We start from the raw sequence: 22,364 nt of genomic DNA, 5'->3' as shown, positions 1-22,364 counted from the left end.
GTCGCCGCGTCACCGGACCGGATCACCCTGCTGAACGGGCAGCCCCAGGGCCTGCCGCACGGCCGACTCGACCTCCGGAGCCGGGTGCCGCTGGATCTCCGTGACCACCTTGAGCAAATCGTCGCGTCCGGCCGCCTTTTCGGCGTCCCGCCAGGCCGGCTCCGCCTGCTCCATCCCGGCGATCAGCGTCGCCACGGCCGCTCGCGCCGGCTCCGGCCAACTCCCGGCCCGCAACTGGAAACCCATCCGGGTGTGCGCGACCTCGATCCGCCGCACCGCCTCGCGCAGCTCGGTGACGGGGGCGGACGGCGCCCGGGCGACCAGGTCCGCCCGCAACTCGGTGTAGTCCCGCGCCGCCGTCAGGTAGGCGAGCTGCTCGGGCCGCAGCACGGTGGCGTCCGCCCGCAGCGGCCGGGTCAACGACGCCGGGACGGCGAGGTAGCAGGTGAGCTTCGGCGCCGACGCCCACTGGACCCGGGAGGGGACGTACCAGCGCAGCCGCACGTCCGTCGGGAGCGAGAGTGGGTCGAGCACGTAGCTGCGCTGCCGCTGCCCGCAGGTCGCCTCCGCCCGCCGGGACAGCACGGCCGTGCCCGGGTACGGCTCGTCGGCGTACCGCTCGTAGGCCGGGAAGTCGCCGATCATCTCCGCGTCGTGCGGCTCGGTGCAGCGCACCTCGGTGATCGTGTCGGGCGCGGTCGGCGTACCCGTGGGGGTGTTCGGAGCGCGGAAGCACTCCCCCAGCCGCAGCCCCCGGACGCCGGCCGCGGGGTCGACGCGCGGGCCGGCCTGGGTCCAGACCAGGACCAAAGCGAGCGCCCAGACCCCGGCGAGCAGCAGGCCGGCGACGGCGAGGCCCCGGCCCCGCATGTCGGTACGGGCGATCCGGCGCAGGGCGACGGCCCCGGCGATCGGCGCGAGCACCCCGCCGAACAGACCGAGGAGGAAGGTGGCGACGGCCCACCGGCTCAACCGGCCGCGCGGCTGCTCGGGCCGCGCCCAGGGCTCCCATTCGTCCCCGGTCGGCTCCGTCGTTCCGGGTGGGGCGGGGCGGTGCTCCTCCGTGGACGTCGGCCTGCTCCGTTCCCTGGTCACGCCTGTTTCCTCTCCCGTGTCCGCATTGGCGGGCAGTCGGAGAGTAGTCGACGCGGCTGAGTGCCCGCCGTCCTCCACGTTGGTCGAGGTGTCGCGAACCCCACGGCGGGCCGACGCTTCGCTAGGGTGCCCGTCATGCGTAGATCGGCTCTGCTCCTGGTCGGCCTCCTGACAGCCGCGCAGCTCTCCGGCTGCACCCCCGGCGAGACGCCGATCGAGGACCGGCCGGAGAACCTGACCGTCGCGGTGTTCCTGGATCCCGAGGCCACCGCGTCGCAGACCAGCGCGGTCGAGACGCGGTTGCGGGCGGTCCCGGACATCACGGACCTCACCTTCGTCGACCATCAGCAGGCGTACGAGGCGATGAGGAAGGACCTGGCGGACGAGCCGGACCTGCTCGACTCGGTCAAGCCGGAAAGCCTGCCGGAGTCCTTCAGGTTCCGGTTGCCCGACCGGGCCGCTTTCGAGCACACCTACTCCGGGCCGCTCCGCGCCGACCTGCGCGCCCTCGACGGGGTCGACTCGGTCGTCTTCCGGGGAAAGAAGATCCAGGAGTCCGTGAAGGACTGCGTGGTCGACTACGGCGGCCGGGTGGCGACCCACGTCGTCCTCGACGTCGACGTGTTCCTCACCGACGGCGCCTCCGCGCGGGAGAAGCAGGCGATCGAGGCCCGGCTGCGGGCGGTACCGGGGGCGAGCGGCGTCCGCCTGCGCAGCCGGGAGGAGGGGTACGAGCGGCTCAAGGAGATGTACCAGGACATCAAGCCGGAGATCGTCGCGTCCGCCAAGCCGGCGGACCTGCCGGAGGTGCTGGTGCTGACCCTGGCCGACCGCCCGGCGGTCGTACGGGCCAACGACGAGAAGCTCGCCGAGCAGGTCTGCCGGCTGCCCGGCGTCGACCACGTGCTCGTGCCGCCGAAGTCGCTGGCCCGAAAGGCGACCTCGTGACGCGCCCGACGGCGGCGCTTTGAGCAGGCAGAGCAGGGACACCGATCGTCGGACCCGGCACCTACACTCACCGTCCATGACCCACCGGGACGAACAGGGCCGCCCGAAGCCTCCGCTCGCGGCCGACGAGGCCGCCACCCTCCTTGGCTTCCTGGAGCGCCAGCGCGCGACCCTGGCGTGGAAGTGCGACGGACTGGACGCGGCCGGGTTGCGGGCGACCGTCGGCGCATCGTCGATGACCCTGGGCGGGCTGCTCAAGCACCTGGCCAACGTCGAGGACTCCACCCTGGCGCAGTGGCTCAAGGGCACGCAGCCGGGCCCCCCGTGGAACACGGTGGACTGGGACGCCGCCCCGGACTGGGACTGGCGCTCAGCCGCCGAGGACACCCCCGAGCAGCTCCGTACGCTCTGGCGGGACGCGGTGGCCCGCTCCCGCGTCACCATCGACGAGGCGTTGGCCGACGGCGGCCTCGACCAGCTGGGCCGGTTCGTCAACTCGCGCGGTGAGTCACCCAGCCTGCGCTACATCCTGATCACCCTGATCGAGGAGTACGCCCGGCACGTCGGCCACGCCGACCTCATCCGGGAGTCGGTGGACGGACTCACCGGGGAGTAGCCCGCCCGGCGTCACCGGTCCCCGACGGCCGAGCGGCTCAGAGGTCGGCCCACACGTGTGGCTCCTGATAGGCGTGCCAGCCTCGGGAGAACCAGTCGGCGAGGTCGCCGAGCCGCTCGATGCACGCGTCGTAGTACTCCACCGGCTCGGGGCGGCGGGCCTCGATCGCGTCGTCCACCCGCCGCCTCCGATCACCAGTACGCCGGTACGCACCTAGTTGCCAGCGAGGCGAGCGTTGATCGCGGCGATCGCGTCATCCCGGGCCGAGGTGTCCTGCGACCACACCGCCGTCTTCCGGGTTGGCGCGACCATCAGCACCACGGCTCTGTTCCTCTTTGTGGCGATGCGCAGCCGTGGTGGCCTGTCCGCGTAGGCGGTGACACTCTCGATGTCCGTCAGCGCGATCCGTCGGACGCGTCCAAGGCCGGCCAGTGGCGTGAAGGTGACGTCCTCGTCGGTCAGGGCGAGCGTCCCGCCCAGCATGGAGAGCCGTCCGGCAAGCGAGGTACCCGATGAGAAGGGCAGGCTCGCCACCCACGCGTCGTTGCCGCTCATCATGGTCGCGTCCTCACTCGGGCCTTCGCTGGCGATGCCGGGACGGCATCCGGAGGCATGGAAATCGACATGGCGTTGACCAGTACGGGCACGGGTCGGGCACGACCTTGCCGTGAGCGTATGGTCGGGCCGTGGACTACGGGGACTTCGGCTTCTTCGGCGCCGTTGCTCTACTGCTCTGCAGTGGTCTTGGATGCACAGTCTTCGTAGGGGCCGCGGCGATGCTAGCGGTGTGGTGGCGGGAGAAGTGGTAACGCGAGTCCATCGCCACCGGAGGCAGACGGGCCGTCGGGAATCGGCGGAGTTCTGACCGCGCAGTTGCCCGAGCCGGTCGCAATCCGGGCCAGGTGAATTCATGCCGACATGATCGTCGATGGAGCAGCGGCCGGCGCGGCCTGGCGGCAACGCCTACGGCCCGTTGCGGGCTGGCTGCCTTCGAGGCGTACAGAATGTCGCGGATCTTCGCTTGGGTCGATGCGCGCGCCGGCCCGGCCGTGCCGACGCGCGCCACCGCCCCTTATTCGGAGACGTACGCGGTGAGGCGTTCGGCCACCTCGGAAGCCGACGGCATGGCGGCGATCTCGTCACGGAGGCGCTGCGCCGCGACGGTGAACGCGGGCTCGGCGAGCAGCCGGGCGAGCGCGTCCGCGACGGCCTCCGGCTCCTGCTCCCCGATCGGCAGGGCATGCCCGGCTCCGGCGGCCTGTAGGCGTCTCGCCTGGCGCTCCTGCCCTTCCATTCCGGGCACGACGACGGCGGGGACGCCGCGGGCCGCCGTACCGAAGGTGGTGCCGGAGCCGCCGTGGTGCACTACGGCCGAGACGCCGTCCAGCAGCTCCGCCGCCGGCAGGAAGGAGACCAGTTCGACCCGTCCCGGCTCCACTCCGAACTCCTCGGCCGGGCGACCGCCGGTCGTCGCCACCAGATCGATGTCGAGGGCGCTCAGCGACCGGAGGATCGGGCCGAGCGTGGACGGTGCCCCCGGGGCGGTGCTGAGGCTGACCAGTACCCGGGGCCGGCCGGTACCCGGAACCCGGGGCGCGCGCGGCGTGCCTTCGGGAGCCTGGTGCGGCTCCGGCCGCAGCGCGATGCGGTCGAGGGGCGGCAGGGCACCGCCGCGCTGCAGGCTCGGCGGGCAGAGGTCCAGCAGCCAGCGGCCGGACGGCGCGTGGTCCGGCGCCTCCAGACCGCGCTCGAGATACCGGGCGTGCGCCGCCGCGGCCAGGGCGGCCAGGGCGTCCGGTTCCAGCGCCGGGTCGATGGCCAGCACCGCGGACGGCACCTTGAGCATGGCCGCGACGAGCGGCCCCACGAAGTCGAGGTGCTCAGAGACGATCAGATCGGGCGTCCAGGTGCGCGCGCCGGCCAGCGCCTCGTCCACCGAGAGGTCGACGCGCACCCCGGCGAAGAACTCCCCGACGAGCTCGGGTGTCCTGCTGACCAGGATGTTGGTGCCGGTACGGCGGGCCAGCTCGCCGATCACCACGTCCGCCGTCGGACCGGCGGTGATCAGCTCGAAACCCTCCGGCTCGACGGCGGCGGCCATGCCGGCGGCGCTGACGAAGGCAACGGCATGCCCCTGCCTCCGCAGGGCACGGGCCAACGGGAGCAGGGGCAGGAAGTGCCCGGGCATCGGATTGTTGAAGAAGAGGACGCGCATCACGCCGAGATTAGCCGGGTGGCGAGAACCCCCGCCGACCCCCCGGAGTCAGCGTCGGGCAAGTCGCCGGGAGCACGGTCCATCGTGGTCGGCCCGGAGCAGGCACCGCCGGCCACCGGGTATTCGCAGGTCGCAGAAGACCCGATGGCGTACGCCCTGCTCGTCCTCGGCCGACACCGTGGTCTCCCCCGGGTCGGCCGGGGCGAGCACGCACGCCCACCGGGCCACCACCCGGGCGAGTCGGACCGCGCCGGCCAGGTCGGCCGCCCGCACCGGCAGGTGTACGACGAACCGCTCCCGGTCGGCCATCAGCGCCGGCCCGCGTTGGCGCGCCGCGCCTGCTCGGACTGCCAGCGGCGCAGCGCGTCCTTGATCCGGGCGGTCTCCAGCCGGCTCTCCCGCAGTGCCCGGTGGGCGGCGTCGAGGTCGCCGGCAACCCGGTCGAGGAAGAGCCGCACCTCGTCCGGGTCGAGTCCACGCCGGCCGAACCCGGTCAGCCGGAACCGTCGCTGCCGTACCTGCCAGGGCAGCAACGGGACGCACGACGAGGAGCGGTAGTTGCCGCCGGGCCGGCCGGCTCGCTCCGGTCGCTGGTTCCGGCCGCGCCGTCGGAACAGGACACGCACGCTCGTCCACCTCTCCGTCCTGGGACATGGAAGGGGTGGCCGCACCCGCCCGCCGCGCGCGGGCGGACCACCCCGCCCTGCCACCGCAGCTTCAGCGATACGACAGCAGGGCCGCTCGACGGCACCCTGGAGTTTCCACCCGAGCACCGACCGTCACTGCGACTATAGCGATGTAGCCATATAGCCACAAGGCACCAAGGCCACAGGGCCCCCAAGGCTGATGCCATGACCATCGATCCGCGTTCCCACACGCCTGTCTACGTGCAGCTCGCTGATCTGCTGCGCGAGCGGATCGAGTCCGGCGAACTCCCGCCTGGCGCGTCCGTCGGAAGCGAGACCCGCCTCGTTCAGGAGTTTGGAATCGGCCGAGACGCGGTACGGATGGCGATCGCGCTGCTGAGGTCGGAGGGCGTCGTCACGACCAGCCGGCCGATGGGAACTCGCGTACGTCAGATGCCGCAGCGCCGGCAGGTGGAGGTGCCGCCGGGCGCGTCGGTCGTCGCGCGAATGCCCAGCGGCAGGGAGCGCCGGGCGATGCAGCTCGACGAGGGCGTACCCGTGCTGGAGATCCGCGACGCGAAGGGCGACGTCGAGATCCTGCCTGCCGACGAGGTCGAACTGACCCGCCCGCCAGCCTGACGGCCCGCGCGCCTACTCGCCGGTCAGGGGCGCCCACTCGATCCAGCGCAGTTCCACGTGACACAGGTGCTTGACCAGCTCCAACAACCTGCACGGTCGGCGGTGGGTCCTACATTGAAGCGGAACAGGGCGCAGGAGATGCGACGAGCGCTCAGAGCCCCGACAGCTCGCCGGAAGGGCCGCAGATGGGCCGCTGACAACGCGGCTAGGCTCCAAATGTGAGCAAGCAAAGGCCGCCGCTGACGAAGCAGCAGAAGATCGGGTTTCGGGTTGCGGCTGGTCTGCTGCCCGTTCTCGCCATCATCATCGCTATCGGAGCGATCAACGAGAAGAACGCGCCGACGCCGCCGGCTGCCGCCACGACGGAAGCCTCGGCAGGGCAAGAGCCGGTAGAGGCCGCGCCTGAGCCGAAACCTGCGTCTGCCGAGCCCGAGGCCGAGGCGGTCTTGACCGTGGAAAACAACGAGGACTTCGCAGCGCTCTTGGCAGCGGTTGATGACTACGACCTGTTCAAGGAGTTCGGGGCCAAGTACCAGGGCCGAACCATCGAGTTCGATGGCACCATCGCTGCAATGAACCGTCTCGGCGATTCCAAGACGCGGTACGACATCTTGGTCTTCGCCGGCGATAGCATCGGGTCGGGAGTGACTGGGCCCAACTTCAGGTTCAGTGACGTCAACATCACCAGCGATCTGCGCCTCACGGGCTCGAACATCCCCGACACCATTGGCGTGGGGCAGAAGCTTCGTATCACTGCTGAGGTAGAGGGCTATACCGGGCACGAGTACGCAGACCTCTTCCTGCTCAATCCGGTTTCTACTGAGGTGAGATAGGACCGTGGCTGTGAAGAAGGCGCGGCGAGCAGCGTGTCGGCCGGTGCTGGCTGCGCCGGCGCGCGGCCGTCGAAGAACTCCTCGGCGAGGCGAGCCCTTCATGGCATAGCCGGACGCCGCCCAGTCAGCCGGTGAAGGATTCGGGGCCGGTTCGGAGTCGCCGGGAAGTGTGCCAAGCCGTGCTTATAGCCGAGCAGGTCAGCTGCCGGCTCGGGAACAACGTAGAGAGACGGAGTGGCGTCCCACCAGATGCTTGACAGGCGATTCCACCGCTTGGCCGCAGCCCTCATCTCCGGTGACAGGACGGCGATCGCGGCAGGTTCGTGCGGGTGGAGCCGGGGGTCTACCCCGCCGTGGTCGGGTAGCCGTACTCCTCTGCCTTCTCGCGCAGGTCGGCCAGTTCAACTTCCGGATTGAGCGCGCTGACGGCTGCGTCGGTCAGTGGGCGGAGCGCAACGACGTGTTCAACCCCAGCGGGATCCAAGTCGACTTCGTAGACATCCTTGGCGTGCTCGATGTACTCCGAGACGATGTCGTCGCAGAGGATCTCGAGCAGCCATGAGCCGTCCGGGTCGACCTCATCGTCGTCGGCAGGTGAAAAGTCGATGTCGTTGCCGACATGCCACCGCTCGTCGTTCGTGCGCCGCCAGAGAACGAAGGTGGCATCGAGAGTGCCGTCCTGCCGACAGAACGCAGGCTCGTGTACCTGCGTCTGGAACTGCTCAGGCAGTCCGTCGATGAGGCCCGGCCACAGCCGCCCGTCGGTGTAGTTGAACATCGGCGACTCGTGGTAGACACCCCTGACGAATACCCCGTCGGCGGTGAAGACGATGTCGTACTCCTCGCCGCTGCCGTTGCGCATCGACGCCGCCTCGTCCTCGCCCCATTCGCGGTCGTAGGCGTAGTAGTCGCCCCCGACGATCGCATCGAGCATCGCCAGGGCTTTGCAGCGCTCGCGCAACACATCGATGGAAGGCAGCCGCGCCGCGATGTCGTAGACGGTCACGCCGGGAGCCTACGTCCCGACGACGAACCGGTGCTGCAAGCCGCTGTGCCACCGGCAACCGACCGAGCCAGAACCCAGCGGCATTACGGCCTCCCTCAAGCCGACGGGAACGACTACCGACAGTCGGCCTCACCTCGGCGGCCGCGTAGCTGCATCGCCGGTCTGCTCGCGCCGCCTCGCCGCCGTCGTGCCCTCCGAGGTACCGGCGTGGGCGACTGACCGATCCAAAGTGCTCGCCCGGCCTCGGGCTCCGTCTCGGCGAGCTGCTCGCGCTGCGCGTCCAGGACGTCGACTACGCCGCCGGACTCGGAGGAGCGCACCCGCCGCGCGGTCGATGACGCGTGGGGGCTGTGCCCCCGACGTGCCCCAGAGCGATGCCACACCGTCCTGGCCTCCGGGAACGGGCCGGACTCAGACGTTGAAGCGGAACTCCACCACGTCGCCGTCCTGCATGACGTACTCCTTGCCCTCGATCCGGACCTTGCCGGCGGCCTTCGCCGCCGCCATCGATCCGGCCTCGACCAGGTCGGCGTAGGAGACCACCTCGGCCTTGATGAAGCCGCGCTGGAAGTCGCTGTGGATGACGCCCGCGGCCTCCGGCGCGGTCGCGCCCACCGGGACGGTCCAGGCCCGCGCCTCCTTGGGCCCCGCCGTCAGGTACGTCTGGAGCCCGAGCGTGCGGAAGCCGACCCGGACCAGCTGGTCCAGGCCCGGCTCGTGCTGCCCGATCGACTCCAGCAGCTCGCGGGCCTCCTCCTCGGGCAGGTCCACCAGCTCGGACTCGATCTTGGCGTCCATGAAGACCGCCTCGGCGGGGGCGACCAGCGCGCGCAGCTCGTCCAGGAACTCGTCGTTGGCCAGCTCGGCCTCATCGACGTTGAAGACGTACAGGAAGGGCTTGGTGGTGAGCAGGTGCAGCTCGCGCAGGTGCTCCAGCTCGATGCCGGCGCGCGCCGCGCCGGCATAGAGGGTGACCCCGCTGTCCAGCAGGTCGACGGCCTTCTTCGCGGCGGTGACGGCGGCGGCCCGGTCCTTGCGGAGCTTGGCCTCCTTCTCCAGCCGCGGCAGGGCCTTCTCCAGGGTCTGGAGGTCGGCGAGGATCAGCTCGGTGTTGATCGTCTCGATGTCGTCGGCCGGGGAGACCTTGCCGTCGACGTGCACCACGTTCGGGTCGGAGAAGGCGCGCACCACCTGGCAGATCGCCGAGGCGTCACGGATGTTCGCCAGGAACGCGTTACCCCGGCCCTGCCCCTTGCTGGCGCCGCGCACCAGGCCGGCGATGTCGACGAACGACACCGGCGCGGGCAGCACCTTCTGCGAGGAGAAGATCTCGGCGAGCTTCCCCAGCCGCTCGTCCGGCAGCCCGACGACACCGACGTTGGGCTCGATGGTGGCGAACGGGTAGTTCGCCGCGAGCACGTCGTTCTTGGTCAGCGCGTTGAACAGGGTGCTCTTGCCGACGTTGGGCAGGCCGACGATGCCGATGGAGAGACTCACGACGGGCCAGCTTACGCCGGTCACCACCGGCCGCGGGCAGGCAGGCCCGGCATCGGGCGGAAAAGGGCGACCGCGAACCCTCGGCGCGTTGCTAGCCTCCGCGGGTGACCGACAAGCTGCCCGAGTTGTACGTGGCCGTCGACGTCGAGGCGGACGGCCCGATCCCCGGCCCGTACAGCATGATCTCGCTCGGCATGGCGGTGGCCGGCCGGCCCGACCTGACCTTCTACACCGAGCTGAAGCCGATCTCCGACGAGTTCGTGCCGGCGGCGCTGGCCGTCTCCGGACTCGACCGGGACCGCCTGCTGCGGGAGGCGCCCACCGCGGAGGAGGCGATGAGCGCCGCCGCGCGGTGGGTGAACGGGCTGCGCCGGATCGGCCGCCCGGTCTTCCTGGCCGCGCCCGCCGTGTGGGACGGGATGTTCGTGCACTGGTACTTCGTCCGGTTCACCGGCCGCAGCCCGTTCGGCGCGACCGGTTCCGGCGTCGACCTGCGCAGCTTCTGGATGGGTCTGACCGGCGGCGAGTGGGCGGCCAGCCGCAAGGGCAGCATCAAGCACCACCTGGGGCTGACCGACGTGCCGCACACCCACCACGCCGGGGAGGACGCCGCGGAGCTGGCCCAGGTCTTCGACGCCGCCCGGCGCCGCCAGGCCGAGCGGGCCGAGCGGGCCGAGCGGGCCGAGACGACCTGACCGTCAGGCCGGCCCGGTCAGCAGCCGGGGCTCGATCCGGGTCTCCCGGACGCCGCCGTCGCCGTCCGGCGCGACCTCGTACGCGGAGACCCCCGCGCGGTCCGCGACCGCCTCGACCAGGCGGGTGCCCCGGTAGACGAGCCCGACCCCGTCGTCGGTGCAGTGGCTGACCGGCAGCGTGCCGTCACCGACCAGCCGGTGCATCAGCGGGCGGCGCTCCGCCTCGCTGTCGTAGTGCACCCCGTTGCCGTACGGGAGGAAGCCCAGCCCGTCGGTGAAGCCGCGCAGCTTCGGGCCGAAGCTGTCGGTGGCGCCGCCGGCGTGCCAGCAGATCGAGCCGGCGGAGACCCCGCCGAGCACCACGCCGGCCTCCCAGCATTCGCGCAGGATCTCGGGCAGGCCGTGCGCCCGCCACACCGCGCAGAGGTTGGCTACGCTGCCGCCGCCGACCCAGACGACGTCCTGGGCGAGCAGGTGGGCGCGGACGTCGTCGACGTTCGGCATCGGGAAGAGCGCCAGGTGGGAGGGGCGGAACCGGGTGCCGGCGAAGGCGCCGTGGAAGACGGTGAACGAGGTGGGTTGGTCGCCGACCGCCTGGTTGAGGTAGCAGATCTTCGGCGCGTCCCCGGCCTGCGCCAGCTCCGCCATCAGGTCGAAGACCGGCCCGGGCCGCGCGTCCCAGGGGCCACGGCGGCGGCTGGAGAAGCCCATGCTGGTGGCGACGATGGTCGGTTCGCTGGCGGGCACGTCGATCCTTCCGGCGGGACGGGTGGCACCCCATCCTGCGCCATCGTGCGGCAGCGGACGCGGCCCGGTCGGGAAGCGACCCCGGCGGTGGCGGGCAGCAGCCGCCAGGGCCGCTGATGACGCCGTCCTGGTCGCCGTCGAGGCCCCGTCGCGACCGGCCGGCGGGTCAGCCCGCCAGGCGCCAGCCGCTCCCGGTGGACCCGGCCTCGGGCCCGGCGCTGGCGGGCAGGTCGACCCCGGCGGGCAGCTCGGCGGCGGCGGCGACCGGCAGGGTGAACCGGTGCGCGGCGGCCGGGCCGGCCAGCTCCGACTCGCCGAGCATCCAGCGCACCTCGTCGACCGTCCAGCCCAGGCCGGGGCGGCCCGCAATCTCGCGCACCAGGCGCAGGCCGACCCGGGTGTCGTCGTCGTAGTGCCGCATGCACCAGTGGTGCGCCCACATGCCGAGGGCCCGCAGGCCGGGCGCGTCGAGGGACGCGGCGAGCCGCCCGCAGGCCGTGTCGGCGAAGGGCCGGGCCGGGTCGTCCGCCCGGTCCCGCTCGATCGCGCCGAAGGCGGCCGGGGCCACCACCCGCATCCGGTCATAGAGGCCCTGCGCCACCGACCGGTCGAGCCGCGCCCGCCCGGACCGGGAGGCTCCTCGCCCGGCCACGCTCGCCATCGCCGCACCCTTCTGGAGTTGGTGGCGGGACGCTACCGACCACTACCGACACTTTTCCGGGCCGGAATCCTCTGCCCCGCAATGGATAGCCGCGCTGGCCTGCGGCGTCTGTATCTGTGACAAACCAAAATCGGGGAGGCCGGGTGGACGAGGACGACCGGGCCCGGCTGGCCGAGTTCGTGGCCAGCCGGACGCCGGCCCTGATGCGGGTCGCGTACCTGCTCACCGGGGACCGGCACGCCGCCGAGGACCTGTTCCAGTCGGCGCTGGCGCGGACGATCCCGCGCTGGCGCACGCTGCGCAACGCCGACCCGGAGGGCTACCTGCGCACGGTCATGTACCGGGAGCAGGTGAGCTGGTGGCGACGGCTGCGCCGGTACCGGGAGTCGCTGCTCACCGGGGCGCACGAGGTGCCCGCCGCCGATCCCAGCGGCGGCACCGACCTGCGGCTGGCCATGCGGGCGGCGCTGCGGCACCTGCCGCCGGCGCAGCGGACCGTGGTGGTCCTGCGCTACTACGAGGACCTCACCGAGACCCAGGTCGCCCAGGCGCTGGGCTGCTCGGTCGGCACCGTCCGCAGCCGTACGCACCGAGCGGTGGCCCGGCTGCGCCAGCTTTTGCCGGACGTCGAACTCCTGGAGGTACGGCGATGACGTCCCCCCTCGAAGACCTGATCCGCACCACCCTGACCGACCTTGCCGAGGAGGCACCGACAGTGCAGGACCAGTTGCAGCCGGCGGAACGACGGGCCCGGACCCGTCGCCGCGCCACGGTGACGATGGGCGCGGTGGGCACGCTCGCCGCCGTCCTGATCGCCGCCCCGCTCGCCGTCGCCCAGACCAGCTCGGAGACGCCGCAGCCGGCCGCCCCCACCGCCCCGCCGCCCCGCCCGGCCGAGCCGACCTCGGAGGCGACACCCGCACCACGGCCACCGCTTCCCGGCCCGGCCACTCCGGCGGCACCCCGGCCGGCGGCGACACCCAGCCCCGCCGCGCCCGCGCCGGGGAAGCCGTCGGGTCCGGCCCGTCCCGCCCGTCCCGCCCCGACCCCACCGACGGCGGTGCCGAGCCCGGTCGGCACCGAGGTACCGCCCGGCAGGCCGTCGCCGGTGCCACCCGGCAGCCCGTCGCCACGCTGATCGCCCAACGACGCCCCGGGCCGACCACGGCCCGGGGCGTCGGGCGTCACCACGCTCAGGTCCGATTCCCGCGAGCCACCCGCCCTGAGCTGCGGGCATCATCGGTGGCGTGGAGTTGGACTTCGAACGGTGCTACCGGGCCGTGGACAGCCGCGACCAGCGCTTCGACGGCTGGTTCTACACCGGCGTCACGTCGACCGGGATCTACTGCCGGCCGTCCTGTCCGGCGATGACGCCGAAGCGGCAGAACGTCCGGTTCTTCCCGTCGGCCGCCGCAGCGCAGGGCGCCGGGCTGCGCGCCTGCCGCCGCTGCCGTCCCGACGCCGCGCCCGGCTCGCCGCAGTGGGACGTCCGCGCGGACGTGGTCGGCCGGGCCATGCGGCTGATCGCCGACGGGGTGGTGGACCGGGACGGCGTGCCGGGGCTGGCCGCCCGGCTCGGCTACACCGAGCGGCACCTGCACCGGATGCTGAGCGCGGAGCTGGGTGCGGGCCCGCTGGCGCTGGCCCGGGCGCAGCGCGCGCAGACCGCGCGGACGCTGATCGAGACGACCGGGCTGGGCCTGGCGGAGATCGCCTTCGCGGCGGGTTTCGGCAGTGTGCGGCAGTTCAACGACACGGTCCGGGAGGTGTACGCGGCCTCCCCCTCCGAGCTGCGCACGGCACGGGGGCGGCAACCGGCGGCCGGCGGCGCGGGGACGATCACGCTGCGGCTGGCGTACCGGCCGCCGCTGCACGCCGAGGCGCTGCTGGACTTCCTGGCGCACCGGGCGCTGCCGGGCGTGGAGGAGGTGCGCGACGGGACGTACCGCCGGGGGTTGCGGCTGCCCCACGGCCCGGCGGAGGCGGCGCTGGCCCCCGCGGACGGCCACGTCTGGGCGACGCTGCGGCTGGCCGACATGCGCGACCTTGCCCCTGCGGTGGCCCGCTGCCGCCGCCTGTTCGACCTCGACGCGGATCCGCACGCCGTCGACGCCACCCTCGCCGCGGACCCGGCCCTGGCCCCCGCCGTGGCGGCGGAGCCCGGGGTGCGCCTCCCGCGCGCCGTGGACGGCTTCGAGATGGCGCTCCGCGCGATCATCGGCCAGCAGGTCTCCGTCCGCTCCGCCCGCACCACCCTCACCCGCCTCCTCACCGCCGCCGCCTCCTCCCCCCTCCCGGTCGATCATGACGTTGTCGCCCACGACGGCGGCGTGTCGCGGCGACAACTTCATGATCAACGGGGTGGGAGCGGGGGGTTGCGGGGGTTCCTCAGCGCCGGGGAGGTGGTGGGGTTGCCGGATGGGGCGTTCGGAATGCCGGGGGCGCGGCGGGAGACGGTTCGGGGGCTGGCGCGGGCCGTCGCGGCGGGCGAGATCGACCTGGAGCCGGGTGGGGACCGGGAGGAGACCGTGCGGCGGTTGACCGCGCTGCCCGGCATCGGGGCGTGGACCGCCGGCTACGTGGCCATGCGCGCGCTCGGCGACCCGGACGTCCTGCTCCCCACCGACCTGGCGGTACGCCGCGGCGCCGCCGCCCTCGGCCTGCCCACCGACCCCAAGACCCTCGACACGTACGCCGACCGCTGGCGCCCCTGGCGGTCGTACGCGGTGATCCGACTCTGGAGAGCAGCATGACCATCGACAGCACCCTCATCGACACCCCCACCGGTCCGCTGGCCGTGCTGGCCGGTCCGGACGGGGCCGTCCGGGCCGCCGGCTTCACCCCGGAGCCGGAGAGCCTGCTCCCCCTGGTGCACCCCGGGCTGCGCGGGCCGCTGCGGCACCGGGCCGACCTCGGCGCGGTCACCGTCGCCGTCCGGTCGTACCTGGCCGGCGACCTGACCGCCATCGACGCGGTGCCGGTGGAGCAGCACACCGGCGGCGTCTTCATGGCGCACGCCTGGCAGGTGCTGCGCGACGTGAAACCGGGCGAGCCGGTGACGTACACCGGTTTCGCCGGGCTGGCCGGGCGGCCCGCCGCGATCCGCGCGGCCGCCGCCGCCTGCGCCCGCAACGCCGCCGCGCTCTTCGTCCCCTGCCACCGGGTGCTGCGCACCGACGGCAGCCTCGGCGGCTACCGCTGGGGGCTGGAGGTTAAGCGCTGGCTCCTCGCCCATGAGGGGCGGCTGACGGGAAGCTGACAGTGGCACCGCTCCCACTTGACGCTACCGTCGGGTAGTGCCCGCGCAGCGCGACGGCGACCCGACCCCCCGGGCGGCGGTCCGGTCGCGCCCGCTGCGCAACCTCTGGCGGCTGCGCCCCTACCTGCGCCCGTACGCGGGCCAGTTCTGCTGGCTGCTGCTCGCCGGCCTGGCGGCCACCGCCGCGAGCCTCGCCGTGCCGCTGGTGGTGCAGCGGGTGGTCGACGGGCCGATCGCCCGGCAGGACGCGGATGGCCTGCTCCGGCTCGGCGCCCTCGCCCTGCTGCTGGGCCTCGCCGAGGCGGTGCTGATCTTCATCCGGCGGTGGACGCAGTCCTCCTCCTCGGTCGGCATGGAGGCGGCGATCCGCGCCGACATCTACGCCCACCTGCAACGCCTCCCGGCCGGCTTCCACGACCGGTGGCACTCCGGCCAGCTGCTCTCCCGCGCCATCAGCGACCTGTCGGTGATCCGCCGGTTCCTCTCCTTCGGGCTCTTCTTCCTCGTGCTCAACGTGGCCACCTACGTCGCCGTGGTGGTGCTGCTGATCCGGCTGCACGCGCCGCTGGGCCTGCTGGTGGCGGCCAGCGCGGTACCGCTGTTCCTGGTCAGCCGGCGGTTCGCCCGGCACTACCACGCGGCGTCGCGCCGGATGCAGGACCAGCAGGGCGACGTGGCCACCCTGGTCGAGGAGACCGCTCAGGGGCTGCGCACCATGAAGGCGTACGGGCGGGGGCCGGAGCTGGCCGAACGGTTCGCCGGGCGGGCCCGGGCGCTGCACGACACCGGGATCGGCAAGGCCCGGCTGCTGGCGCGCACCTCGGCGCTGTTCGACCTGGTACCCAACCTGACCCTCGGCGTGGTGCTGGTCTGCGGCGCGGCGCTGGCCGCCCGGGGCACCCTCAGCATCGGCGAGCTGGTCGCGTTCGTCAGCCTCCAGCTCATGCTGACCTGGCCGGTGCAGTCGCTCGGCTGGATCATCGCCAACGGTCAGGAGGCCGCCACCGCGGCCGACCGGATCCAGGAGGTGCTGGACGCCCCACCGACCATCGTGGACGCGCCGCACGCGGCGCCCCTGCCGCGCGCCGCGGTCCGCGGCCGGCTGCGCTTCGAGGAGGTCTCCTTCCGCTACCCGGGCAGCGCCGACGAAGTGCTGCGGGGAATCGAGCTGACCGTCGAGCCGGGCGAGACGCTCGCCCTGGTCGGCGCGACCGGCGCCGGCAAGAGCACCCTGCTCTCCCTGGTCCCCCGGCTGCACGACGTCACCGGCGGGCGGATCACCCTGGACGGGCGCGACCTGCGCGAGCTGCGGCTGGGCTCGCTGCGCCGGCTGGTCGGGGTGGCCTTCGAGGAGCCGACGCTCTTCTCCATGTCGGTCTGGGAGAACCTGACCCTGGGCCGCCCGGACGCCGACGAGGAGGAGGTCCGGGCGGCGCTCGCGCTGGCCCAGGCCGACTTCGCGTACGACCTGCCGTGGGGGTTGGCCACCCGGGTCGGCGAGCAGGGGCTCTCCCTCTCCGGCGGACAGCGGCAACGGCTCGCGCTGGCCCGGGCGGTCCTCGGCCGCCCCGCCGTACTCGTCCTGGACGACCCGCTCTCCGCCCTGGACGTGCAGACCGAGGCGCTGGTCGAGGCGGCGCTGCGGCGGGTGCTGCGGGAGACCACCGCGCTGCTGGTCGTGCACCGCCCGTCGACCGTCGCGCTGGCCGACCGGGTGGCCCTGCTCGACGGCGGCCGGATCGTCGCGGTCGGACGGCACTCCGAACTGCTCGCCACCGTGCCCGCGTACCGGGCGGTGCTCTCCGCCGAACCGTCGGCCGGGGAGCGCGGGCTGGTGTGCTCGTGAGCGCCCGGCCGCCCCGCCAACGCGCCCCCGCCGCGCCACCCGGCCCACCGCCGCCCGCCGGGACGGACCTGTCCCGGTGGCGTGGGATCGCCACCGACCCGGAGGCCGACCGCAGCCGCGCCGAGGACACCTCACCCGAGGCGGTGGCCCGGCTGCGCGGCCACAGCCGGGCCCTCCTCGCCGACCTGCTGCGCCCCCACCGACGGACGCTCGGGCTGGCCACCGCGCTGCTGCTCGCCCAGAACGCCGCCGCCATGTCCGGGCCGTACCTGGTCATGCTCGGCATCGACCGGGCCATCGCGCCGCTGCGGGCCGGCGACCCGCGACCGCTGACCGCCGTCGCCGCCGCGTTCGCCGTCGCGGCCGGCACCGAGTACGCCGCGCGGCGGGGCTTCCTGACCCTCTCCGCGCGGATCGGCCAGGCCGTCCTGCTGGAGCTGCGCCAGCGGGTGTACGGCCACTTCCTCACCCTCTCCGTCGCCTTCCACGAGCGCTACACCTCCGGACGGGTGGTCTCCCGGCTCACCAGCGACCTCGACGCGATCGCCGAACTGGTCGACGGCGGGCTGGACAGCCTGGTGGTGGCGGCGCTGACGGTGCTGTCGGTGGCCGGCATCCTGCTCTGGCTGGACCTGCCGCTGGCCGCGGTGACCCTGCTGGCGTTCCCCTTCCTGTTCCTGCTGTCCCGCTGGTTCGCCCGCGCCTCCGCCGACGCCTGGCGGCGCAGCCGGGAGGCGGTCGCGCTGGTCATCGTCCACTTCGTCGAGTCGCTGCGCGGCATCCGCGCCGTGCAGGCGTTCCGGCGGGAGCCGCGCAACCAGCAGATCTTCGTGGCGGTGAACGACGAGCACCGGCGGGCCACGCTGCGCGCGTTCCGGCTGATCGCCACGTACGCGCCGGGGATCAAGGTGATCGGCAACGTCACCGTCGCGGTGGTGCTCGGGTACGGCGGCTGGCGGGTGCTCGGCGGCGGGATGGAGGTCGGGGTGCTCGCCGCGTTCCTGCTCTACCTGCGTCGCTTCTTCGAGCCGATGCAGGAGCTGAGCCAGTTCTACAACTCGTTGCAGTCGGCGACGGCGGCGTTGGAGAAGCTCGCCGGGGTGCTCGACGAGCCGCCCGGGGTGCCCGAACCGGTGCGTCCGGTGCCGCTGCCCCCCGGGCCCGGCCGGGGCGCGGTGGCGTTCCGATCGGTCTCCTTCGGCTACCGGCCGCAGGCGCCGATCCTCGCCGCGCTCGACCTGGTGGTGCCGGCCGGACAGACGGTCGCGCTGATCGGGCCGACCGGCGCCGGCAAGTCCACCGTGGCGAAGCTGCTCGCCCGCTTCCACGACCCGGACGCCGGCGCGGTGCTGCTGGACGGGGTCGACCTGCGCGACGTCGCCGACCCGGAGCTGCGCCGCGCGGTGGTGCTGGTGACCCAGGAGAACCACCTGTTCGGCGGCACGGTCGCGGAGAACATCCGGTTCGGCCGCCCCGCCGCCGACGACGCGGCCGTGCAGGCCGCCGCGCGGGCGATCGGCGCGCACGACTTCATCGCCGCCCTTCCCGACGGGTACGGCACCGAGGTGCACCGGCGCGGCGGCCGGCTCTCCGCCGGCCAGCGGCAGCTGGTCGCGTTCGCGCGGGCGTTCCTGGCCGACCCGCGGGTGCTGATCCTGGACGAGGCGACCTCGTCGCTGGACGTGCCCACCGAACGGCTGGTCCAGCGGGCGCTCGCCACCGTGCTGCGGGACCGCACCGCGCTGGTGATCGCGCACCGGCTCTCCACCGTCGAGACCGCCGACCGGGTGCTCGTCCTCGACGGCGGCCGGATCGTGGAGGACGGCCCGCCCGCCCTCCTCGCCACCGCGGGTGGCCGGTACGCCACCCTGCACCGGCAGTGGCGGGACTCGCTGGTCTAGCCGCGCCCCGGCCGCTCGTCGGGGTCGGCGCCGCCGGCGGGCCCACCCCGTCGCGCGGTGTCCGCGACCTGTCACGGACACGGGACGAATTCGTGGCTGCCCGGCATCCGCGCTGCCTAGGATCGACGGATGACCGACACGGCGAGGACGGCCCGCACCGGCGTCCCCGAGCGTCCGACTCTGGACGGGCTCGAGGAGACCTGGGCGCGCCGCTGGCAGGAGGAGGGCACGTACACGTTCGACCGTTCCAAGGAGCGGTCCGACGTGTACGCGATCGACACGCCGCCGCCGACCGTGTCGGGCGAGCTGCACATGGGGCACGTCTTCTCGTACACGCACACCGACGTGGTGGCCCGGTTCCAGCGGATGCGCGGCCGGACGGTCTTCTACCCGATGGGCTGGGACGACAACGGCCTGCCCACCGAGCGCCGGGTGCAGAACGTGTACGGGGTGCGCTGCGACCCGACGCTGCCGTACGACCCGTCGTGGGTCCCGCCCGCCGCCGGTGTGGACGAGGCGGCCCGGAGGAACCCCACGCCGATCTCCCGGCGCAACTTCGTGGACCTCTGCGCGAAGCTGACCGCCGAGGACGAGCAGGTCTTCGAGACGGTGTGGCGGCGCGTCGGCCTCTCCGTCGACTGGTCCCTGACGTACACCACCATCGGGCGGGTCGCCCGGGCCACCAGCCAGCGGGCGTTCCTGCGGAACCTGGCCCGGGGCGAGGCGTACCAGGCGGAGGCGCCGACCCTCTGGGACGTCGGGTTCGCCACCGCGGTCGCCCAGGCCGAACTGGAGGACCGGGAGCGGCCGGGGGCGTACCACCGGCTGCGCTTCGCCGGGCCGGACGGGCGCGAGGTGCTGATCGACACCACCCGCCCGGAGCTGCTGCCGGCCTGCGTGGCGCTGGTCTGCCACCCCGACGACGAGCGCTACGCGGACCTGGTGGGCTCGACCGCGCGTACCCCGCTCTTCCGGGTGGAGGTGCCGGTGCGCGCGCACCCGCTGGCGGACCCGGCCAAGGGCACGGGCATCGCGATGGTCTGCACCTTCGGCGACCTGACCGACGTGACCTGGTGGCGGGACCTGGGCCTGGAGACCCGGGTGGTGATCGGCCGCGACGGCCGGCTGCTGCCCGAGCCGCCGGCCGGCGTGCCCGCGGAGCCCTACGCGGCACTGGCCGGGCAGACCGTGAACGGCGCCCGGCGGACGCTGGTGCAGCTGCTGGCCGACGCGGGCGACCTGGTCGGCGAGCCGCGTGAGATCACCCACCCGGTGAAGTTCTACGAGCGCGGCGACCGGCCACTGGAGATCGTCTCCACCCGGCAGTGGTACCTGCGCAACGGCGGCCGGGACGAGCGCCTGCGGGCGGAGCTGCTGGCCCGCGGCGCCGAGCTGCGCTGGCTGCCGGAGCACATGCGACACCGGTACGACCACTGGGTCGGCGGGCTGACCGGCGACTGGCTGGTCAGCCGGCAACGCTTCTTCGGGGTGCCGGTGCCGGTGTGGTACCGGCTCGACGACGCTGGCGAGCCGGACTTCGCCCACCCTCTCACACCGGACGAGTCGATGCTGCCGGTCGATCCGTCCAGTGACCCGCCGCCCGGATTCGACGAGTCCCGACGTGGCCGGCCCGGTGGTTTCGTCGGCGACCCGGACGTGCTGGACACCTGGGCGACCTCGTCGCTCACCCCGCAGATCGTGGGCGGCTGGGAGACCGACCCGGACCTGTTCCGCCGGGTCTTCCCGATGGACCTGCGCCCGCAGGGCCACGACATCATCCGGACCTGGCTCTTCGCCACCGTGCTCCGCTCCCACCTGGAATTCGGCGCGCTGCCCTGGCGGGACGTCGAACTCTCCGGCTGGATCCTCGACCCGGACCGCAAGAAGATGTCCAAGTCCAAGGGGAACGTGGTCACCCCGCTGGCCCTGCTGGAGCAGCACGGCTCCGACGCGGTCCGCTACTGGGCGGCCAACGGGCGGCCCGGCATGGACCTGGCCTTCGACACCGCGCAGCTGAAGGTGGGCCGCCGGCTCGCCACCAAGCTGCTCAACGCGTCGAAGTTCGCCCTCGGGCTGGGCGCCGCGGACGCCCTGCGCGCCCCGGCGACCACCCCGCTGGACACCGCCATGCTCGCCGAGCTCTCCGGCGTGGTCACCACCGCCACCTCCGCCCTCGACTCCTACGACCACACGGCGGCGCTCCAGGCCACTGAGGCGTTCTTCTGGCGGTTCTGCGACGACTACATCGAGCTGGTCAAGGAACGCGCCTACGGCACCGGGCCGGCAGCCGACTCGGCCCGGGCCGCCCTGGCCACCGCGCTCTCGGTGCAGCTGCGGCTCTTCGCCCCGGTCCTGCCGTACGTGACCGAGGAGGTCTGGTCCTGGTGGCGGTACGGCTCGGTGCACCGCGCGACGTGGCCCACCACCTACGAGGTGGGCCGGGCGATCCAGAGCCCCGGTGAGCCGGAGCTGCTGCGGCTGGCCGCCGACGCGCTGAGCCAGGTGCGCCGGGCCAAGTCGGAGCGGAAGCTCTCCATGAAGGCGGAGGTGCCGCTGGCCGAGGCGCTCGGCCCGGCGGACCTGCTGGACCGGTTGACCCTGGTCGCCGACGACGTCAAGGCGGCCGGCCGGATCGCCAAGCTGGACCTGCTGCCCGACCGCACCCCGGAACTCGTCATCGCCTGCGCCTTCTGAGGAATCAGCAGGCGCAGGCGGGCGGGACGTAGCCGCCAGCGACCACGGTCGTCGCGGGGTGGACGAGGGTACCGACGCGTGCGATGATCTCCGATCACCATTCACCACGTTGAATACGGGGATCATGCGCATTCGCACACTCGTCGCCGGGCTCGCCGCCGGGCTGCTCGTCGTCCTCGGGGTGGCCGCCCCGGTCAGGGCGGCGACGGTCAACGCCAGCTACACCAGTTGGACGTGGAACGTCGCCGGCTGGACCCTCCACCGAGGCGTCACCAACGACGGCCTCATTCCGGCCCTTGCCGACTCCATCCGGAACCGGGCCGCCGACTTCGCCGCACTCAACGAACTCTGCTGGGACCAGTACAAGGCCGTGCAGGCGAACCTGCTCGCTTCCGGCTGGCCTCAGGACGACACCAACTTCGCCCGGTTCGAGACGCACAGCGACACCGCGTGCGGTGGCCAACCGTTCGGGCTCGCCATCTTCAGCCGGGCGCCGCTCGGTGCCGCCAACCGCTACGCGCTGGCCGAGGACGGCACCAGCGAGCGGCGCAAACTGCTCTGCGCGCCACTCGCCGCCCGCCCGCACCTGAGGTTCTGCACGACACACATCACCCCGTCGAACGCGGTGATCAACGGCCGGAACATCAACGTGACCCAGCTGGACGAGGTGCGTAGCCGGCTCGAGAACTTCGCCGCCGCCGGTGACACCGTCCTCATCGCGGGTGACTTCAACGCGCAGCCGCACTACGGGCGGCTGAACACCTGGTACTCGTCCAGCCTGAACACGCCGAACAACAGTGGCAACACCGGCAACTACCGGGAACTCGACGACACCGACGGCCGGTGCCCCGGATACGGCGAGACCACCGTCTACGACGGCAACACCGAGGGGCTCTGCGACCAGGGCAAGAAGATCGACCTGATCTTCGTCCGAGGTGACCGGATCGCCGGGACGTACAGCGGCGACTCTCTCGCCATTCCGACCACCTGTGGCGGTCCCTGCTCCGATCACCGGGTGGTCATCGGCACGGTCACCGTCTCCGTGACCACCTGACAGCCGCCTGACCGCGAGGCCCGGTGTGCCAC

Annotated in this window: 23 protein-coding genes; 13 read left to right on the top strand and 10 right to left on the bottom strand. The window is 73.1% G+C overall.

Annotated elements, in window-relative coordinates; genetic code table 11:
• Window positions 1-9 precede the first annotated feature (9 nt).
• Window positions 10-1,095 (bottom strand): septum formation family protein, encoded by a 1,086-nt coding sequence (locus V6U79_RS13575; RefSeq protein ID WP_334614852.1) that lies wholly within the window; start codon window positions 1,093-1,095, stop codon window positions 10-12.
• Window positions 1,096-1,230: 135 nt separating this feature from the next.
• On the opposite strand from V6U79_RS13575, the gene V6U79_RS13570 reads away from it, so the two are divergent.
• Together V6U79_RS13570 and V6U79_RS13565 are read left to right on the top strand one after the other, a co-directional pair.
• Window positions 1,231-2,043 carry a permease-like cell division protein FtsX gene (locus V6U79_RS13570; protein ID WP_334614851.1) on the top strand — a complete coding sequence of 271 codons (813 nt, stop codon included), beginning with the start codon at window positions 1,231-1,233 and terminating at the stop codon, window positions 2,041-2,043.
• Between the two features lie 76 nt (window positions 2,044-2,119).
• Window positions 2,120-2,659 (top strand): DinB family protein, encoded by a 540-nt coding sequence (locus tag V6U79_RS13565; RefSeq protein ID WP_334533516.1) that lies wholly within the window; start codon window positions 2,120-2,122, stop codon window positions 2,657-2,659.
• 37 nt (window positions 2,660-2,696) lie between these two features.
• On the opposite strand, the gene V6U79_RS13560 is transcribed toward V6U79_RS13565, so the two are convergent.
• The 5 genes from V6U79_RS13560 to V6U79_RS13540 form a co-directional block, all read right to left on the bottom strand.
• Entirely contained in the window at window positions 2,697-2,837 is a 141-nt protein-coding gene (locus tag V6U79_RS13560) for a hypothetical protein (RefSeq protein WP_334614850.1), read from the bottom strand.
• Between the two features lie 35 nt (window positions 2,838-2,872).
• The gene (locus V6U79_RS13555; RefSeq protein ID WP_334614849.1) at window positions 2,873-3,217 is read right to left on the bottom strand and encodes a hypothetical protein; all 345 of its coding nucleotides are present in this window, start codon (window positions 3,215-3,217) and stop codon (window positions 2,873-2,875) included.
• A 514-nt stretch (window positions 3,218-3,731) separates the two neighbouring features.
• Complete coding sequence (locus V6U79_RS13550) at window positions 3,732-4,874, bottom strand: glycosyltransferase (RefSeq protein WP_334614848.1); 1,143 nt, start codon at window positions 4,872-4,874, stop codon at window positions 3,732-3,734.
• A 48-nt stretch (window positions 4,875-4,922) separates the two neighbouring features.
• Entirely contained in the window at window positions 4,923-5,183 is a 261-nt protein-coding gene (locus tag V6U79_RS13545) for a hypothetical protein (RefSeq protein WP_334614847.1), read from the bottom strand.
• A complete protein-coding gene (locus tag V6U79_RS13540) occupies window positions 5,183-5,500 on the bottom strand; it encodes a DivIVA domain-containing protein (protein WP_442933771.1) in 318 nt (105 codons plus the stop codon). The genes V6U79_RS13545 and V6U79_RS13540 overlap by 1 nt, the downstream gene beginning before the upstream one ends.
• A gap of 225 nt (window positions 5,501-5,725) precedes the next feature.
• On the opposite strand from V6U79_RS13540, the gene V6U79_RS13535 reads away from it, so the two are divergent.
• Entirely contained in the window at window positions 5,726-6,139 is a 414-nt protein-coding gene (locus V6U79_RS13535; RefSeq protein ID WP_334614846.1) for a GntR family transcriptional regulator, read from the top strand.
• A 218-nt stretch (window positions 6,140-6,357) separates the two neighbouring features.
• Entirely contained in the window at window positions 6,358-6,972 is a 615-nt protein-coding gene (locus tag V6U79_RS13530; RefSeq protein ID WP_334533503.1) for a DUF4839 domain-containing protein, read from the top strand.
• A gap of 343 nt (window positions 6,973-7,315) precedes the next feature.
• Here V6U79_RS13530 and V6U79_RS13525 read toward each other — a convergent pair whose 3' ends face one another.
• Window positions 7,316-7,978, bottom strand: coding sequence for a hypothetical protein (locus tag V6U79_RS13525; RefSeq protein WP_334614845.1), 663 nt, complete (start codon window positions 7,976-7,978; stop codon window positions 7,316-7,318).
• 411 nt (window positions 7,979-8,389) lie between these two features.
• Window positions 8,390-9,475 (bottom strand): redox-regulated ATPase YchF, encoded by a 1,086-nt coding sequence (gene ychF / locus V6U79_RS13520; protein ID WP_334533497.1) that lies wholly within the window; start codon window positions 9,473-9,475, stop codon window positions 8,390-8,392.
• 104 nt (window positions 9,476-9,579) lie between these two features.
• Here ychF and V6U79_RS13515 point away from each other — a divergent pair, with 104 nt between their 5' ends.
• Window positions 9,580-10,170: an exonuclease gene (locus V6U79_RS13515; protein WP_334533494.1), complete on the top strand. Its 591-nt coding sequence runs from the start codon at window positions 9,580-9,582 to the stop codon at window positions 10,168-10,170.
• Between the two features lie 3 nt (window positions 10,171-10,173).
• Here V6U79_RS13515 and V6U79_RS13510 read toward each other — a convergent pair whose 3' ends face one another.
• Both V6U79_RS13510 and V6U79_RS13505 read right to left on the bottom strand, forming a co-directional pair.
• Complete coding sequence (locus V6U79_RS13510) at window positions 10,174-10,917, bottom strand: Type 1 glutamine amidotransferase-like domain-containing protein (protein ID WP_334533491.1); 744 nt, start codon at window positions 10,915-10,917, stop codon at window positions 10,174-10,176.
• Window positions 10,918-11,083: 166 nt separating this feature from the next.
• Window positions 11,084-11,578, bottom strand: a complete 495-nt coding sequence (locus V6U79_RS13505; RefSeq protein WP_334533488.1) for a hypothetical protein — start codon at window positions 11,576-11,578, stop codon at window positions 11,084-11,086.
• A gap of 143 nt (window positions 11,579-11,721) precedes the next feature.
• Between V6U79_RS13505 and V6U79_RS13500 the strand changes: the two genes are divergently transcribed.
• The 8 genes from V6U79_RS13500 (at window position 11,722) to V6U79_RS13465 (ending at window position 22,332) form a co-directional block, all read left to right on the top strand.
• Entirely contained in the window at window positions 11,722-12,231 is a 510-nt protein-coding gene (locus tag V6U79_RS13500) for a SigE family RNA polymerase sigma factor (RefSeq protein ID WP_334533486.1), read from the top strand.
• Entirely contained in the window at window positions 12,228-12,716 is a 489-nt protein-coding gene (locus tag V6U79_RS13495; protein ID WP_334614844.1) for a hypothetical protein, read from the top strand. The genes V6U79_RS13500 and V6U79_RS13495 overlap by 4 nt, the downstream gene beginning before the upstream one ends.
• Window positions 12,717-12,825: 109 nt before the next feature.
• A complete protein-coding gene (locus V6U79_RS13490) occupies window positions 12,826-14,331 on the top strand; it encodes a DNA-3-methyladenine glycosylase 2 family protein (RefSeq protein WP_334614843.1) in 1,506 nt (501 codons plus the stop codon).
• The gene (locus tag V6U79_RS13485; protein WP_334534145.1) at window positions 14,328-14,837 is read left to right on the top strand and encodes a methylated-DNA--[protein]-cysteine S-methyltransferase; all 510 of its coding nucleotides are present in this window, start codon (window positions 14,328-14,330) and stop codon (window positions 14,835-14,837) included. The genes V6U79_RS13490 and V6U79_RS13485 overlap by 4 nt, the downstream gene beginning before the upstream one ends.
• Window positions 14,838-14,874: 37 nt before the next feature.
• The gene (locus V6U79_RS13480; protein WP_334534142.1) at window positions 14,875-16,683 is read left to right on the top strand and encodes an ABC transporter ATP-binding protein; all 1,809 of its coding nucleotides are present in this window, start codon (window positions 14,875-14,877) and stop codon (window positions 16,681-16,683) included.
• A 68-nt stretch (window positions 16,684-16,751) separates the two neighbouring features.
• Window positions 16,752-18,584 (top strand): ABC transporter ATP-binding protein, encoded by a 1,833-nt coding sequence (locus V6U79_RS13475; protein WP_334614900.1) that lies wholly within the window; start codon window positions 16,752-16,754, stop codon window positions 18,582-18,584.
• A 129-nt stretch (window positions 18,585-18,713) separates the two neighbouring features.
• Complete coding sequence (gene valS, locus V6U79_RS13470; RefSeq protein ID WP_334614842.1) at window positions 18,714-21,278, top strand: valine--tRNA ligase; 2,565 nt, start codon at window positions 18,714-18,716, stop codon at window positions 21,276-21,278.
• A 124-nt stretch (window positions 21,279-21,402) separates the two neighbouring features.
• Entirely contained in the window at window positions 21,403-22,332 is a 930-nt protein-coding gene (locus V6U79_RS13465) for an endonuclease/exonuclease/phosphatase family protein (RefSeq protein WP_442933770.1), read from the top strand.
• Window positions 22,333-22,364: the final 32 nt, after the last annotated feature.

This window comes from Micromonospora psammae, assembly GCF_036902725.1.
In the GTDB taxonomy this organism is placed as follows: Bacteria; Actinomycetota; Actinomycetes; order Mycobacteriales; family Micromonosporaceae; genus Micromonospora.
The sequence above is the reverse complement of the archived record's forward strand: the minus strand, read 5'-3'. Positions and strand labels throughout refer to the sequence as shown.